We start from the raw sequence: 12969 nt of genomic DNA, 5'->3' as shown, positions 1-12969 counted from the left end.
AGCCGCTTCCCGTGGTAGGACTCAAAGACGGTACGGCGTGGACCCCCGCCGCTGTCAACCCACCCGGGCCTGTCGTGTGTTGCGCCACGGCGTGTCGCGTCGGCGCGTCTCGATGCGTGGCGGTCCGGCGTCCCGGCGCGACGCGCGGTCACCGGTCGAGGTGCCGCCGCAGCAGATCCCGCGCCGCCGCCGGATGCTCCGCGGCGAGCAGTCCGCCGGCGGCGAGCACGTAGTCGACGTCGACGATGGGCCGGGCGGCCCGCGGCAGGGGCCACCCGCCGGCGTGGTCGGTCAGCACGGCGTCGAGCACCCCGGCGGCGTCGGCGGGGGCGGCGTGCCGCAGCACCCCGCCGGAGCCGACGAGCAGCCGCACGTCGCGCAGGTCCCGCCCGGCGCGTTCCCCGGTGGCGGCGCCGCGGGCGTGCCGGCGCAGCGCCACCGTGGCGGCGAGCGCCGCGATGCGGGCGTCGGTCGCCCGGTCCTCGGCGCCGCCGGGCAGCAGCGCCGGATCGGCGGCGCGCACCGCCGCCGCGGCGGCCAGCGATTCCTGCTCGGCGGGGGTGAGCAGGCGTTCCTCGGCGGCGGCGCGGACCACGCCGGGGGCGCTCCACCGCATGCCCAGATCACCCTCGACGGTGCGGGCCCGCCACAGGGTGCCGGCGACCTCCCGACCCGGCCCGCTGTCCCGCTCGTCGGGGGTGAGCACCGAGTACACGTCGGTGGTCGCGCCGCCCACGTCGACGACGGCCAGGTCACCGCCGAGGGCGTCGGCGAGGACCTCCACCCCGGTGAGCACCGCGTCCGGGGTGGCCGCCCGCACCAGGCGGGCGAAGCGGGTGCCCCGGGAGAGCCGTTTGCCGCCGATGACGTGCCGCAGGAACACCTCCCGGATCGCCGCCCGCGCGGAGGCGGGGGCGAGCACCCCGATGCGGGGCAGCACGTTGTCGGCCACGGTCACCGGCACGTTCGCGGCGGCCAGCACGGCACGCAGGTCGGCGCGGGCGTCGGCGTTGCCGGCGAGGACCACCGGCACCCGCCAGCGGGCCTTCGCCAGCCGGGTCGCGTTGTGGGTCAGCGTGTCGGCGTCGCCGCCGTCGGTGCCGCCGACCAGCAGCACCACGTCGGGGCGGGCGGCGCGCAACGCGGCCAGCTCGGCCGCGCCGAGCCGCCCGGCGGCCACGTGCACCACGTTCGCCCCGGCGGACAGGCCGACCCGCCGGCCGGCCTGCGCGGTGACCAGCGGCTCGTAGCCGACGACCGCCAGCCGCAGGCCGCCGCCGGCGGACGAGCAGACGTACCACGGCGCGTCGCCGACACCGAGCCCGGCGGTGGCCGCGCCGACGGCGCTGTCCAGGCCCCGCAGCACGTCCGTGCCGACCGTGGTGGGCGCGGACGCCGCCGCGACCAGCGCGCCGCCGTCGAGGTCCACCACCGCCGCCTTGGTGTACGTGGACCCGACGTCGGCGCAGACGGCGACGTTCACGCCGCCGGCGGTACGACCACCGTGCCGGTCGCGGTGACCGCCACGATCGGCTCGGCGAGGACCTCGGCGGCCGACTCGCCCTTGTCGGGCCGACCCCGACACACCACCCGCGCGGCGAAGTCGATGGTGCGGCTGCGGGTGCCCACCCGGGTCACCGTGGCGCTCACCTCGAGGACGTCCCCGGCCTTCATGGGGGCCTTGAACTGCACGTCGGAGTAGGAGGCGAACAACCCCTCGTCGCCGTCGGTGCGGATGCACACCTCCGTGGCGACGTCCCCGAACAGCCCCAGGGCGTACGCCCCGTCGACCAGGTTGCCCGCGTAGTGGGCGTGGGAGTACGGCACGTACCGGCGGTGGGTGACGGTCAGCCCGACCCGGGAATCGCTCATGCCTTCACCTTCTTGCTCGTGATCAACGCGTGCACCAGGTAGCTGGCGACCTCACCGGGGGTGGTGCCGCGGCCGAAGATCCGGTCCACGCCCAGCTCGCCGGTCATCGACTCGTCGAACCGCGGCCCGCCGACGATCAGCAGCGGCCGCTTCCCCGCCGGCAGCGCCTCGCGGAACGCCGCGGACATCTCCCGGGTGTTGTGCAGGTGCGCGTCGCGCTGGGTGACGACCTGCGACACCAGCACCGCGTCGGCCTTCTCCGCCCGGGCGGCCTCCACCAGCTCCGGGACGCTGACCTGCGCGCCCAGGTTGGTGACCTTCAGCTCCCGGTAGTACTCCAGGCCCTTCTCCCCGGCGATGCCCTTGACGTTGAGGATCGCGTCGATGCCGACGGTGTGCGCGTCGGTGCCGATGCACGCCCCCACCACGGACAGCTTTCGCCGCAACTGCTGCTTCACCACCGCGTTGACCTCCTTGGCCGACAGCAGCGGGAAGTCCCGCTCCACCACCTGCACCGCGGAGAGGTCCACCAGATGGTTCACCCGCCCGTACACCACGAAGAAGGTGAACCCCTCACCGATGGGCTTGGCGTGCACCAGCATCGCCGGGTCGATGCCCATCCTGTTGGCCAGCTGCACCGCCGCGCCCTCGGCGCGCTTGTCGTGCGGCACCGGCAGGGTGAACGACACCTGCACCATGCCGTCGCCGGTGGTGTCCCCGTACGGCCGGACGATCGTCTTGTCGGCGCCGGCGGCGCCCGTCTGCGCAGCGCTCATGCGGCCGGCCCTTCCAGGATCTCGGTAGCCGGGTTGTAGTAGTCGGCCTCGTGCCGGGCGACGCCGTCGAGGCCCTTGCCCCGGTCCGCGGGCCGCTTCATGATGCCGAACGTGCCCTCGGCGATCGCCGTCAACAGCGACTGGTCGCCGATGCGCTCCAGCAGGTCGAGGGCCTCGCCGAGCACCCGGTTGGCGCGCTGCTGGATGAACCCGCCCGGCGCCGGCACGAAGTCCTCGTGCAACCCACCGGCGGCGTTGAGCACGTACCGGACGTTCTGCAGGGCGATGTCCCGATCGGACAGCCACGGCGTGACCACCGCCTCGGTCATCATGCCGACCAGCAGGATGCCCTGCCCGGTCATGGTGCCGACCAGGTTGAAGAACCCGTCGAGGAGGTTGCCGCGGAACACGTCACCGGTCATGTGCTTCGTCGGCGGCATCCACTTCAGCGGCGCATCGGGGAACAGCTCCCGGGCCAGCAGCGCGTGCGCCAGCTCGAGCCGGAACGACTCCGGCACGTCCGGGTTGATCTCGAACGCGTGCCCCAGGCCCAGCTGCCAGTCGGCCAGCCCGGCCTCGTGCGCGAAGTACTCGTTGAGCAGCTGCGACACGGTCACCGTGTGCGCCTCGTCGACGGCGTCGGCGGTGGTCAGGTAGTTGTCCTCACCGGTGTTGATGATGATCCCCGCCCGGGCGTGGACCTGCCGGGAAAACCGCTGGTCGACGAACGTGCGGATCGGGTTGATGTCGCGGAACAGGATGCCGTACATCGAGTCGTTGAGCATCATGTCCAGCCGCTCCAGACCGGCCAGGGCCGCCATCTCCGGCATGCACAGACCCGACGCGTAGTTCGTCAGCCGCACGTACCGGCCCAGCTCCCTCGACGACTCGTCCAGCGCCGCCCGCATCAGCCGGAAGTTCTCCTGCGTGGCGTACGTGCCGGCGAAGCCCTCCCGGGTGGCGCCCTCCGGCACGTAGTCCAGCAGCGACTGCCCCGTCGACCGGATCACCGCGATGACGTCCGCGCCGGCGCGGGCCGCGGCCTGCGCCTGCGGGATGTCCTCGTAGATGTCCCCGGTGGCCACGATCAGGTAGATCCACGGCCGCTGCTTCGGATCCCCGTACCGCTTCACCAGCCGGTCCCGCTCGGCCCGACGCCGGTCGACCTGCCGGATCCCGGCGGCCACCGCCCGCCGCGCGGCCCGGCGCGCCGCCGTGGCGGCCTTGCCGGTGGGCTGGCTGAACCGCACCGACCCGGCGGCGGCCTTCTGCGCCAGCAACGTCACGTCGGTGACGCCCTCGCGGTCGAGCGCCTCGAACACCGGCGCCGCCACCCCGTGCCCCAGGCCCACGTCGGCGACCACCGCGTCGACCAGGCGATTGACCCACGGGATGCCGTCCGGGTCGGCCCCGGTCACCCCCGCCAGCCGCAGCACCGCCCGCTCCACCGACACCGTGGTGTGGCTGCGCGCCAGATCCACCACCGGCTGCCCGGCCCGGCGCGCCAACTCCCGCGCCCGCGCCACCAACGCCGGGTCCAGCTCAAGCTTGCCCGTCACGCCGTCACCTCGCTTCGCTCGGTGCCGGCGCGACGCGCCGCCGTGCCGTACCGATGGTTCGCTCGCTCACGAAGACCCTTCCTCATAGATCACGTCACCCCGCAGCACCGTGGCCCGGCACACCGGCAGCGGCGTCGGGTCCGCCGGACCCCGCAGCTCCGGGTCCTCGGCCAGCAGCACCGGCAGTCCCCGATCCACCCCGGCCGGGGTGGACCACACCGCGAACGTCGCCGGCGCCCCCAGGGCCAGCACACCCTCGTTGTCCAGGTGCACCGCCCGCCACCCGCCGCGGCTGTGCGCGGCGAACGCCGCCCGCACGCTCATCCGCTGCGTCGGATTGTGGTGCGCCGCCGCCGCCCGCACCGAACCCCACGGGTCCAGCGGCGTCACCGGCGAATCCGACCCGAACGCCAACGCCACCCCGACCGAATGCATGGCACCCATCGGGTTGGACTCCAACGACCGGGAAAGCCCCAACCGCGACTCGTACATCCGGCCCGCGCCGCCCCACAACCGGTCGAACGCCGGCTGCATGCTCGCCACGATCCCGTACTCCACGAACCCGGCGATCAGCCGCTTACTCATGATCTCCGCATGCTCGACCCGGTGCCGGGCCGCCCGCACCCGGTCGGTGCCCAGCTTCTCCGCCGCCCCGGCGAACCCCGCCAGCACCGTGCCGATCGCCGCGTCACCGATGGCGTGGAAGCCACCCTGCAGGCCGTGCGCCGCACAGTCCAGCAGATGGTCGCGCACCTGCTCCGCGGTGACGTAGCCGTGCCCGCAGCCGCCCGGCTCACCGTCGAGGTACGCCGCCGACACGTGCGCCGTCCGCGACCCCAACGCCCCGTCCGCGTACAGGTCACCACCGGCGCCGACCGCGCCCAGTTCCCGCGCCTTCGCCGCGCCGAGCAGCTCACCCCAGTACCCGTACACCTCCGGCACCCCGTCGCCGGAGATCGCCAACAGGCCGGTGAAATCCGACTCGTCCGACGTGCCCGGCCCGCCGCACTCGTGCACCGCGGCGATACCCAGCGACGCCGCGTGCCGCAACGCCGTCCGCTGCGCCGCCACCCGCTGCGCCGCCGACACCGAGCCCAGCGCCGCCGCCCGCACCACGTGGTGGGCGTCGCGCCGCAGCCACCCCGACGGGTCGTACCCGGGGGCGCCCGCCGCCTCCGGACAGGCCGCCAGCAGCGCCGCCGACACCAGCGCCGAATGGATCGACGCCTGCGACAGGTACACCCGCCGACCCCCGGCCGCCCGGTCCAGCGCCGCCGCGTCCGGCAGGGCCTGATCCGACCAGTTCGACTCGTCCCAGCCGTGCCCCAGCACCACCGCGTCGGCCGGCAGGCCCGCCGCGAACGCCGACACCGCCTCCAGCAGCTCACCGGCCGACCGCACCGCCACCAGGTCCAGCCCCGCCAGGGCCAGCCCGGTGTCCGTGGCGTGCACGTGCGCGTCCACGAACGCCGGCGTCACCAGCGCGCCGTCGAGGTCCACCACCCGGTCGGCGGCCGGCGCGTCCGCGGCCGCGCCCAGCCAGGCGATCCGGCCGCCGCGCACCAGCAACGCCGTCGCGCTCGGGTCGGCGGGACAGTGCAGCACACCGCCGCGGTACAAGGTCGAGGGGTTCGTCATGGCTCTCAGTCTGCCGCCAGCCGGGACTCGAAGAGACCACGCACCCCCGGCTCGGAGCGCAGCAGCTCCAACGCCAGCTCCGCGTGCCCCGGCACGTACCCGTTGCCCACCAGCATCGTCACGTCCGCCGCCAGGCCCTCCGCGCCCAACGCCGCCGCCGCGAAGCTCGTCGCCATCGAGAAGAAGATCACCGTGCCGCCGTCCTCGGTGGCCAGCACCGCGCCGTGCTCGCAGCCCCGCACGTCCACGCAGACCACCGTCACATCCACGGGGGCACCCAGCGCGGTGGTCACCGCCGTCGACAGGGCCACCGGGTCCCGGGCATCGGCCAACGCGACCACCGACGCCAGCCCGGCGCGCTCCAGCGCGTCCCGCTCCGCCGCCACCGGCACCACCCCGACCGTACGACCGGCGCCCGCCCGCCGCGCCGCGGCCAGCGACAGCGACCCGCTCTTACCGGCGCCGCCGATCACCGCCACGGTCACCGGCCGCGGGTCCCCCGCGCGCTGCCGGCGCGCCACGTGCTCGGCCACCACCCGGGCGGTCAGCGCCGGCGCGCCACACACGTCCAGCACCGCCAGCGACAACTCCGGGTGCAGGTCGGCCGGCAGCACCGCGGCGATCGACCGGGCGAACAGCATCGCGTATCCGTCGCAAGGCACCTGCTCGCTGCGCCCGTCCCAGCGGGCCAGCCCGTCGAGGATCCGCAGCGGGGTCAGGGTCAGCGATACCAGGGTGGCCACCCGGTCGCCCGCCTTCAGCCCCAGCGGGGAGCGACGGCCGGCCTCCTCCACGGTGCCGATCAGCATGCCACCGGACCCGGTCACCGGGTTCTGCATCTTCCCCCGGGTCGAGATGATCTCCAGCACCTCCGCGCGGACCTTCTCCCCGTCCCCGCCGTGCTTCTCCGACAACTGCCGGAAACTCGCGGCGTCCAGGTTCAGCCGCTCCACCCGGATGCGGACCTCGTTCGCGCCGACCCGCGGGTCGGCGTCCAGCCGCCACGCCGCCTGCGGCAGCACTCCCGCCGGCTCCACGACGCGGTGCAGACCCACCGGTGACGTCACGCCAACCCCCTCCGTCAGCCGCTCGAAGCCCCGGTCAGGACTCGCGTAGCGGGAAAACTTCCGGCAGACTAATTTCTTCACCGGATATTTTCCAGTAGCCTTCGGGATCGCTGATCAACCGCACCACCCGTCAGGAGGGGCCGTGACCCAGACCCAACCGGTTGAGACCATTCCTCAGCCCCGTCACGCCCCGGTCGCGGTGCCGACCGCCGGGCAGCCGTACGAATACCGCCGCAGCCCCCTGGTCGAACCCGACTGGACCCGATTCCCCGGCTGGCGCCACGTCACCCGCGAACAGTGGGAGAACGCCCAGTGGCAGCGGGTCAACTGCGTCAAGAACATCAAGCAGCTACGCACCGTGCTCGGCGACACCGTCGACGAGACCTTCTACGCCGACCTCGAGGCCGACCAGAAGGCCCTGGCCACCATGTCCATGCTGGTGCCGCCACAAATGATCAACACGATGGTGCCGTTCGCGCCGATGACCACCGAGGCGTTCCTCGCCGACCCCATCCGGCGCTACATGATCCCCGTCGCCTCCGACCGGCGCACCGACTGGCCCTCCCACCCCTACGCCAGCCGCGACAGCCTCCACGAGCACGACATGTGGGTCGCCGAGGGCCTCACCCACCGCTACCCCACCAAGGTCCTCGCCGAACTGCTCTCCACCTGCCCGCAGTACTGCGGGCACTGCACCCGGATGGACCTGGTCGGCAACTCCACCCCCGCCGTCGACAAGCTCAAGCTCACCCTCAAGCCCGTCGACCGGTACGACGCCCACATCGCCTACCTCAAGGCCCACCCCGGCGTCCGCGACGTCGTCGTCTCCGGCGGTGACGTGGCCAACGTCCCCTGGAAGAACCTCGAGTCGTACCTGATGCGGCTGCTGGACCTCGAGACCGTCCGCGACATCCGGCTCGCCACCAAGGCCCTCATGGGCCTCCCGCAGCACTGGCTCCAGGCCGACGTCGTCGAGGGCCTCGAGCGGGTCGCCCGCACCGCCGGCCGGCGCGGCGTCAACCTGGCCATCCACACCCACGTCAACCACGCCCAGTCGATCACCCCGCTGGTCGCCAAGGCCGCCCAGACCGCCCTCGACGTCGGCGTCCGCGACGTCCGCAACCAGGGCGTGCTCATGCGCGGCGTCAACGCCACCGCCCCCGACCTGCTCGACCTCTGCTTCGCCCTGCAGGGCGAGGCGGGCATCCTGCCGTACTACTTCTACATGTGCGACATGATCCCCAACGCCGAGCACTGGCGGGTCCCGGTCTGGCACGCCCAGCAGCTCCAGCACGACATCATGGGCTACCTGCCCGGCTACGCCACCCCGCGGATCGTCTGCGACGTCCCCTTCGTCGGCAAGCGCTGGGTGCACATGCTCACCGAGTACGACCGCGAACGCGGCATCTCGTACTGGACCAAGAACTACCGCACCTCCATCGAGTCGGCCGACCTGGAGGCGCTCAACAAGCGCTACGCCTACTACGACCCGATCGACACCCTGCCCGCCTCCGGCCAGCAGTGGTGGGCCGACCACCGCAACGACTGACCCAGCGGCAACCCGTCACCCCCGACGCCGACCACCGGCGGCGGGGGTGACGCGTTTCCACCCCGTCCCGAGCCAGCGTCACCCGCGCGGCGCATACATGATCACCGCGACCCCGATGAGGCAGATCACCGCGCCCGCCACATCCCACCGGTCCGGCCGGAAGCCGTCCACCAGCACCCCCCACGCCAGCGACCCCGCCACGAACACGCCCCCGTACGCGGCCAGGATCCGGCCGAAGTGCGGGTCGGGCTGAAACGTCGCCACGAACCCATACGCCCCCAGCGCCAGCACCCCCGCCGCGACCCACCACAGCCCCCGGTGCTCCCGCCAGCCCTGCCAGACCAGCCACGCTCCCCCGATCTCGGCCAGGGCGGCCAGCACGAACAGCAGCAGAGACCGGGCGATCGTCACGGCGTGACCCTACCGACGCCGCACGGGCACCGGGTCGCCATGGTTCACCGCACCTCGACGCCGCGCTCCGCCGACGTGGAGCGGAATCGGATGCAAGCCCGGACCACGGCAACGGGCCCCCGGGATCCCGGGGGCCCGTTGCCGAACGGATCACTTGTTGAAGGCGTCCTTGACGTCGCGGCCGGCCTGCTCGCCGGACCGTCGGGCCCGCGCCGTGCTCTGCTCGGTGGCGCCCTCCGCCCGCAATCGTTCGTTGTCGGTGGCGTCGCCGATCCGCTCCTTGGCTACTCCGCTCAGCTCCTGGGCCTTGTTCTTCGCCTTATCGGTGAAGCTCATCGAGGACTCCCTCCGCTGCTGCGGCATCCGGGGCCGGTCGGCCCCTCGGTCGATGCGTCCCCGGCTGTTGGTTGGTGAAACGGGTGCTCCCTGGGTGGTGCCGGGCACTACCCGTAGGGCGTCCTAGGACACTAGGTGAACGGGGATGCGCGCCGGCTGGTTAACTGGACCAATGGGAGAGATCCTGCTGATCCGGCACGGCGAGACGACCTGGACCGCCAGCCATCGGCACACCTCGTACACCGACCTGCCGCTCACCCCCGACGGCGAGCGACAGGCCCGCGCGCTCGGCGTGATGCTCGCCGGCCGGCGGTTCGTCCGGGTGCTGTCCAGCCCCCGGCAGCGGGCCACGCGCACCGCGCACCTCGCCGGCCTCGACGTCGACGCCGCCGAACCCGACCTGGCCGAGTGGAACTACGGCGAGTACGAGGGACGCACCACCGCGGACATCCAGGAGGACCGTCCGGACTGGAACCTCTGGACCGACGGCTGCCCCGGCGGCGAGTCACCGTCGCAGGTCGGCGAACGCCTGGACCGGGTGCTCGCCCGGGTCGCTCCCCTGCTCGACCGGGGCAACGTCGCCCTGGTCGCCCACGGCCACAGCCTGCGGGTGCTCGGCGCCCGCTGGATCGGCCTGCCGCCGTCGGCCGGCGCCCGACTGCGGCTGGACACCGCCACCGTCAGCGTGCTCGGCCACGAGCACGGGCGGCAGGTCATCCTGCGTTGGAACCAGCCGTCTCCGCCGCCGCCCGGGACCGACCCCGGCCCGGGAGTTCGGCACTGATCTTCGGCGGCCGGTTCTCGTACGGCGTGGAGAGCACCACGGTGGTGCGGGTGGTGACGTTCGCCGACGTGCGAATCTCCTGGAGCACCCGCTCCAGGTCCGCCGGGCTGGCCACCCGCACCAGCAGCAGGTAGAAGTCCTCCCCCGCCACCGAGTAGCAGGAGTCGATCTCCGGCAGGTGGGCCAGCCGCTCCGGCGCGTCGTCCGGCTGGGACGGATCGAACGGCCGGATCGCCACGAACGCGGTCAGCGGCAGGTCCAGCGCCTCGAACGAGACGCGGGCGGCGTACCCCTTGATGACGCCGCGCTGCTCCAGCCGGCGGACCCGCTGGTGCACAGCCGACACCGACAGCCCCACCTTCTCGGCGAGGTCCGTGTACGACAGCCGACCGTCCCCGGTCAGCGCGGCGACGATGGCGCGGTCGATCTCCTCCACGCGGTGCAACCTACCTGGAAAACTGCGGCACCGCCGCACCCGGCCCGCCGGGCGCGACGCTCAGCGGGCCGTGCGGTCGCGCACCGCGTCCGCCGCGTAGTTCAGCACCTCCGCCATGTCCTCCTCGTCGAGGAACGGCAGGTCGGTCAGGATGTCGGTGACGGACATGCCCTCGGCCATCATGGCCAGCAGGGTGGCGACCGGGATCCGGGACTGGCGCACGCAGGGCGCGCCGCCCATGACCTCGGCGTCGACGGTGATCCGGGGGAAGGTCACCGCGACAGGCTAGTCCTTCGCGAGCGCGCGGGAGATGACCAGCCGCTGGATCTGATTGGTGCCCTCGACGATCTGCAGCACCTTCGCCTCCCGCATGTACCGCTCGACCGGGTGGTCGGCGACGTACCCGGCGCCGCCGAGTACCTGCACCGCGTCGGTGGTCACCCGCATCGCCATGTCGGTGGCGAAGAGCTTCGCCTTCGCCGCCTCGGTGGAGTACGGCCGGCCGGCGTCGCGCAGCCGCGCGGCCGCGAGGGTCAGCGCCCGCGCGGCGGAGATCTGGGTGGCCGCGTCGGCGAGGGTGAACCCCAGCCCCTGGAAGTCGATGATCGCGCGGCCGAACTGCTGCCGCTCCTTGGCGTAGCCGACCGCGTAGTCGAGCGCGGCCTGGGCCAGCCCGACCGCGCAGGCGGCGATGCCGAGCCGGCCGGAGTCCAGCGCGGACATGGCGATGGTGAAGCCCATCCCCTCGCCGCCGATCAACCGGTCGGCGGGCACCCGGGCGTCGTCGAAGGCGATCTGCGCGATCGGGGAGGAGTGCAACCCCATGGTCCGCTCGGCGGCCTGCGGGTGGACGCCCGGCGTGTTCCGATCCGCGAGCAGGCAGGAGATGCCCTTCGGGCCGGGGCCGCCGGTGCGGCAGAAGATGTTGTAGAAGTCGGCGACCCGGGCGTGCGTGATCCACGCCTTGGTGCCGGACACCACGTAATCGTCGCCGTCGCGGACGGCCTTCGTGGTCAGCGCCGCCGCGTCGGAGCCGCCCTGCGGCTCGGAGAGGCAGTACGCACCCAGCAGTTCCCCGCCGATCAGGTCGGGCAGCAGCTTGCGCTGCTCGTCGGTGCCGAACTGGGCGACCGGGTAGCAGGACAGGGTGTGCACGCTGACCGCCTCGGCGACGGCGAGCCAGCGGCTGGCGAGGATCTCCAGCACCTGGAGGTAGACCTCGTACGGCTGGGCGGCGCCGCCGTGCTCCTCGGGATACGGCAGGCCGAGCAGGCCCGCCCGGCCCAGGGTGCGCAGCACCTCGCGGGGGAACTCGCCGCGCTCCTCGAAGCCGGCGGCCTTCGGCGCGAGCTCCCGGTCGGCGAGCTCGGTGGCGAGGTCCAACAGGTCGTGGGCCTCGTCGGTGGGGAGGATCCGGTCGACAGTCATAGCGCGATGAGCTCCGTGGGGGTGGTGTTGAGCCGTTGCACGCCGTCCGTTGTGCAGACGACGATGTCCTCGATCCGGGCGCCGTGCCGCCCGGCCAGGTAGATGCCGGGTTCGATGGAGAACGCCATGCCGGCCTCCAGCGGCCGGGGGTTGCCGGCCACGACGTACGGCTCCTCGTGGCCGTCCAGGCCGATCCCGTGGCCGGTGCGGTGCAGGAACGCGTCGCCGTGACCGGCCGCGGCGATGATGTCCCGGGCCACCGCGTCGACCGCCTCGGCGGTGATCCCCGGGTGGACGGCCTCGACCGCCGCGCGCTGCGCCTCGTGCAGCACCACGTAGTAGTCGGTGAACTCCGCCGGGGCGGGGCCGCCGGCGACGTAGGTGCGGGTGCAGTCGGAGCGGTAGCCGGACGGCATGGTGCCGCCGATGTCCACCACGACCGGCTCACCGGCGCCGATCGGCCGGTCGGAGGTGCCGTGGTGCGGGCTGGCGCCGTTCGGCCCGGCGGCGACGATGACGAAGTCGACGGTCACGTGGCCGGCGACGCGGATCGCGGCGGCGATGTCGGTGGCCACCTCGGCCTCGGTCCGGCCGGCGCGCAGCCACTCCCCCATCCGGGTGTGCACCGCGTCGATCGCCGCGCCCGCCTCGGCGAGGGCGGCCACCTCGGCCGGCGACTTGCGGATCCGCAGCTCGCGCAGCACCTCGCCGGCGAGCCGCTGGCTCGCGTCCGGCAGCGCCGCGCGCAGCGCGAGGACCTGCTCGGCCCACATCCGGTCGGCCAGCCCGACGGCCGCCGCCGGGCCGGGCAGCGCCGCGCGGACCAGCGGGTACGGGTCGGTGCCGTCGGCGTGGTCGACGATCCGGACACCGGTGGCCGATGCGGGGGACGCCTCGGCGGCCGGGCGTTCCAGCACCGGCACGATCAGCGTCGGCTCGCCCTCGGCGGGCAGCACCAGGCAGGTCAGCCGCTCCCCCGCGTGGGCGTCGTACCCGGTCAGGTAGCGCAGGTCCGAGCCGGGGGTGAGCAGCAGCGCGTCCAGGCCGGCGGCGGCGGTGGCGCGCTGCGCGGCGGCCAGCCGGTCGGCCGGGTACAGCTCGTCGGTTCCCACC

14 protein-coding genes are annotated in these 12969 nt (G+C 73.6%); 2 read left to right on the top strand and 12 right to left on the bottom strand.

Features of this window, described 5'->3' with window-relative positions; translation table 11 throughout:
- Positions 1-148: 148 nt before the first annotated feature.
- From I8N68_RS28785 to kdd, 6 genes are all read right to left on the bottom strand, one after another.
- Entirely contained in the window at positions 149-1483 is a 1335-nt protein-coding gene (locus I8N68_RS28785) for a glutamate mutase L (RefSeq protein WP_200215766.1), read from the bottom strand.
- Complete coding sequence (kal, locus tag I8N68_RS28780; RefSeq protein WP_200215764.1) at positions 1480-1872, bottom strand: 3-aminobutyryl-CoA ammonia lyase; 393 nt, start codon at positions 1870-1872, stop codon at positions 1480-1482. The genes I8N68_RS28785 and kal overlap by 4 nt, the downstream gene beginning before the upstream one ends.
- Complete coding sequence (gene kamE / locus I8N68_RS28775; RefSeq protein ID WP_200215762.1) at positions 1869-2648, bottom strand: lysine 5,6-aminomutase subunit beta; 780 nt, start codon at positions 2646-2648, stop codon at positions 1869-1871. Before kamE ends, kal begins: the two co-directional genes overlap by 4 nt.
- On the bottom strand, positions 2645-4207 hold the full coding sequence (gene kamD, locus I8N68_RS28770; RefSeq protein WP_200215756.1) for a lysine 5,6-aminomutase subunit alpha: 1563 nt from the start codon (positions 4205-4207) through the stop codon (positions 2645-2647). Before kamD ends, kamE begins: the two co-directional genes overlap by 4 nt.
- A gap of 66 nt (positions 4208-4273) precedes the next feature.
- Complete coding sequence (locus tag I8N68_RS28765) at positions 4274-5845, bottom strand: amidohydrolase (protein ID WP_200215754.1); 1572 nt, start codon at positions 5843-5845, stop codon at positions 4274-4276.
- 5 nt (positions 5846-5850) lie between these two features.
- Positions 5851-6912 (bottom strand): L-erythro-3,5-diaminohexanoate dehydrogenase, encoded by a 1062-nt coding sequence (gene kdd, locus I8N68_RS28760; RefSeq protein ID WP_504739826.1) that lies wholly within the window; start codon positions 6910-6912, stop codon positions 5851-5853.
- A gap of 142 nt (positions 6913-7054) precedes the next feature.
- Between kdd and I8N68_RS28755 the strand changes: the two genes are divergently transcribed.
- The gene (locus tag I8N68_RS28755; protein ID WP_200215752.1) at positions 7055-8461 is read left to right on the top strand and encodes a KamA family radical SAM protein; all 1407 of its coding nucleotides are present in this window, start codon (positions 7055-7057) and stop codon (positions 8459-8461) included.
- Between the two features lie 78 nt (positions 8462-8539).
- Here I8N68_RS28755 and I8N68_RS28750 read toward each other — a convergent pair whose 3' ends face one another.
- Together I8N68_RS28750 and I8N68_RS28745 are read right to left on the bottom strand one after the other, a co-directional pair.
- On the bottom strand, positions 8540-8872 hold the full coding sequence (locus I8N68_RS28750) for a YnfA family protein (RefSeq protein WP_200215750.1): 333 nt from the start codon (positions 8870-8872) through the stop codon (positions 8540-8542).
- Between the two features lie 150 nt (positions 8873-9022).
- Positions 9023-9208: a CsbD family protein gene (locus tag I8N68_RS28745; protein WP_200215749.1), complete on the bottom strand. Its 186-nt coding sequence runs from the start codon at positions 9206-9208 to the stop codon at positions 9023-9025.
- Between the two features lie 172 nt (positions 9209-9380).
- Here I8N68_RS28745 and I8N68_RS28740 point away from each other — a divergent pair, with 172 nt between their 5' ends.
- The gene (locus tag I8N68_RS28740; RefSeq protein ID WP_200215746.1) at positions 9381-9992 is read left to right on the top strand and encodes a histidine phosphatase family protein; all 612 of its coding nucleotides are present in this window, start codon (positions 9381-9383) and stop codon (positions 9990-9992) included.
- On the opposite strand, the gene I8N68_RS28735 is transcribed toward I8N68_RS28740, so the two are convergent.
- Genes I8N68_RS28735 through I8N68_RS28720 form a run of 4 tightly spaced genes read right to left on the bottom strand, consistent with a single transcriptional unit; the run spans position 9922 to position 12968 of the window.
- Positions 9922-10428 (bottom strand): Lrp/AsnC family transcriptional regulator, encoded by a 507-nt coding sequence (locus I8N68_RS28735; protein WP_200215744.1) that lies wholly within the window; start codon positions 10426-10428, stop codon positions 9922-9924. The genes I8N68_RS28740 and I8N68_RS28735 overlap by 71 nt on opposite strands.
- Before the next feature lie 60 nt (positions 10429-10488).
- On the bottom strand, positions 10489-10704 hold the full coding sequence (locus tag I8N68_RS28730; protein WP_200215742.1) for a DUF433 domain-containing protein: 216 nt from the start codon (positions 10702-10704) through the stop codon (positions 10489-10491).
- Positions 10705-10713: 9 nt separating this feature from the next.
- A complete protein-coding gene (locus tag I8N68_RS28725) occupies positions 10714-11856 on the bottom strand; it encodes an acyl-CoA dehydrogenase family protein (protein WP_200215740.1) in 1143 nt (380 codons plus the stop codon).
- A complete protein-coding gene (locus I8N68_RS28720) occupies positions 11853-12968 on the bottom strand; it encodes a M24 family metallopeptidase (RefSeq protein WP_200215738.1) in 1116 nt (371 codons plus the stop codon). Before I8N68_RS28720 ends, I8N68_RS28725 begins: the two co-directional genes overlap by 4 nt.
- Between the last annotated feature and the right edge of the window lies 1 nt (position 12969).

The organism is Micromonospora coerulea, assembly GCF_016598485.1.
Lineage (GTDB): Bacteria > Actinomycetota > Actinomycetes > Mycobacteriales > Micromonosporaceae > Micromonospora > Micromonospora coerulea.
This window is presented reverse-complemented; position numbering and strand designations above follow the sequence as displayed.

What these genes read in the sequence shown, in the direction of transcription:
- kal (WP_200215764.1), bottom strand. Translation starts at nt 1,872, where the DNA reads ATGAGCGATTCCCGGGTCGGGCTGACCGTCACCCACCGCCGGTACGTG.
- kamE (WP_200215762.1), bottom strand. Translation starts at nt 2,648, where the DNA reads ATGAGCGCTGCGCAGACGGGCGCCGCCGGCGCCGACAAGACGATCGTC.
- I8N68_RS28765 (WP_200215754.1), bottom strand. Translation starts at nt 5,845, where the DNA reads ATGACGAACCCCTCGACCTTGTACCGCGGCGGTGTGCTGCACTGTCCC.
- I8N68_RS28745 (WP_200215749.1), bottom strand. Translation starts at nt 9,208, where the DNA reads ATGAGCTTCACCGATAAGGCGAAGAACAAGGCCCAGGAGCTGAGCGGA.
- I8N68_RS28740 (WP_200215746.1), top strand. Translation starts at nt 9,381, where the DNA reads ATGGGAGAGATCCTGCTGATCCGGCACGGCGAGACGACCTGGACCGCC.
- I8N68_RS28725 (WP_200215740.1), bottom strand. Translation starts at nt 11,856, where the DNA reads ATGACTGTCGACCGGATCCTCCCCACCGACGAGGCCCACGACCTGTTG.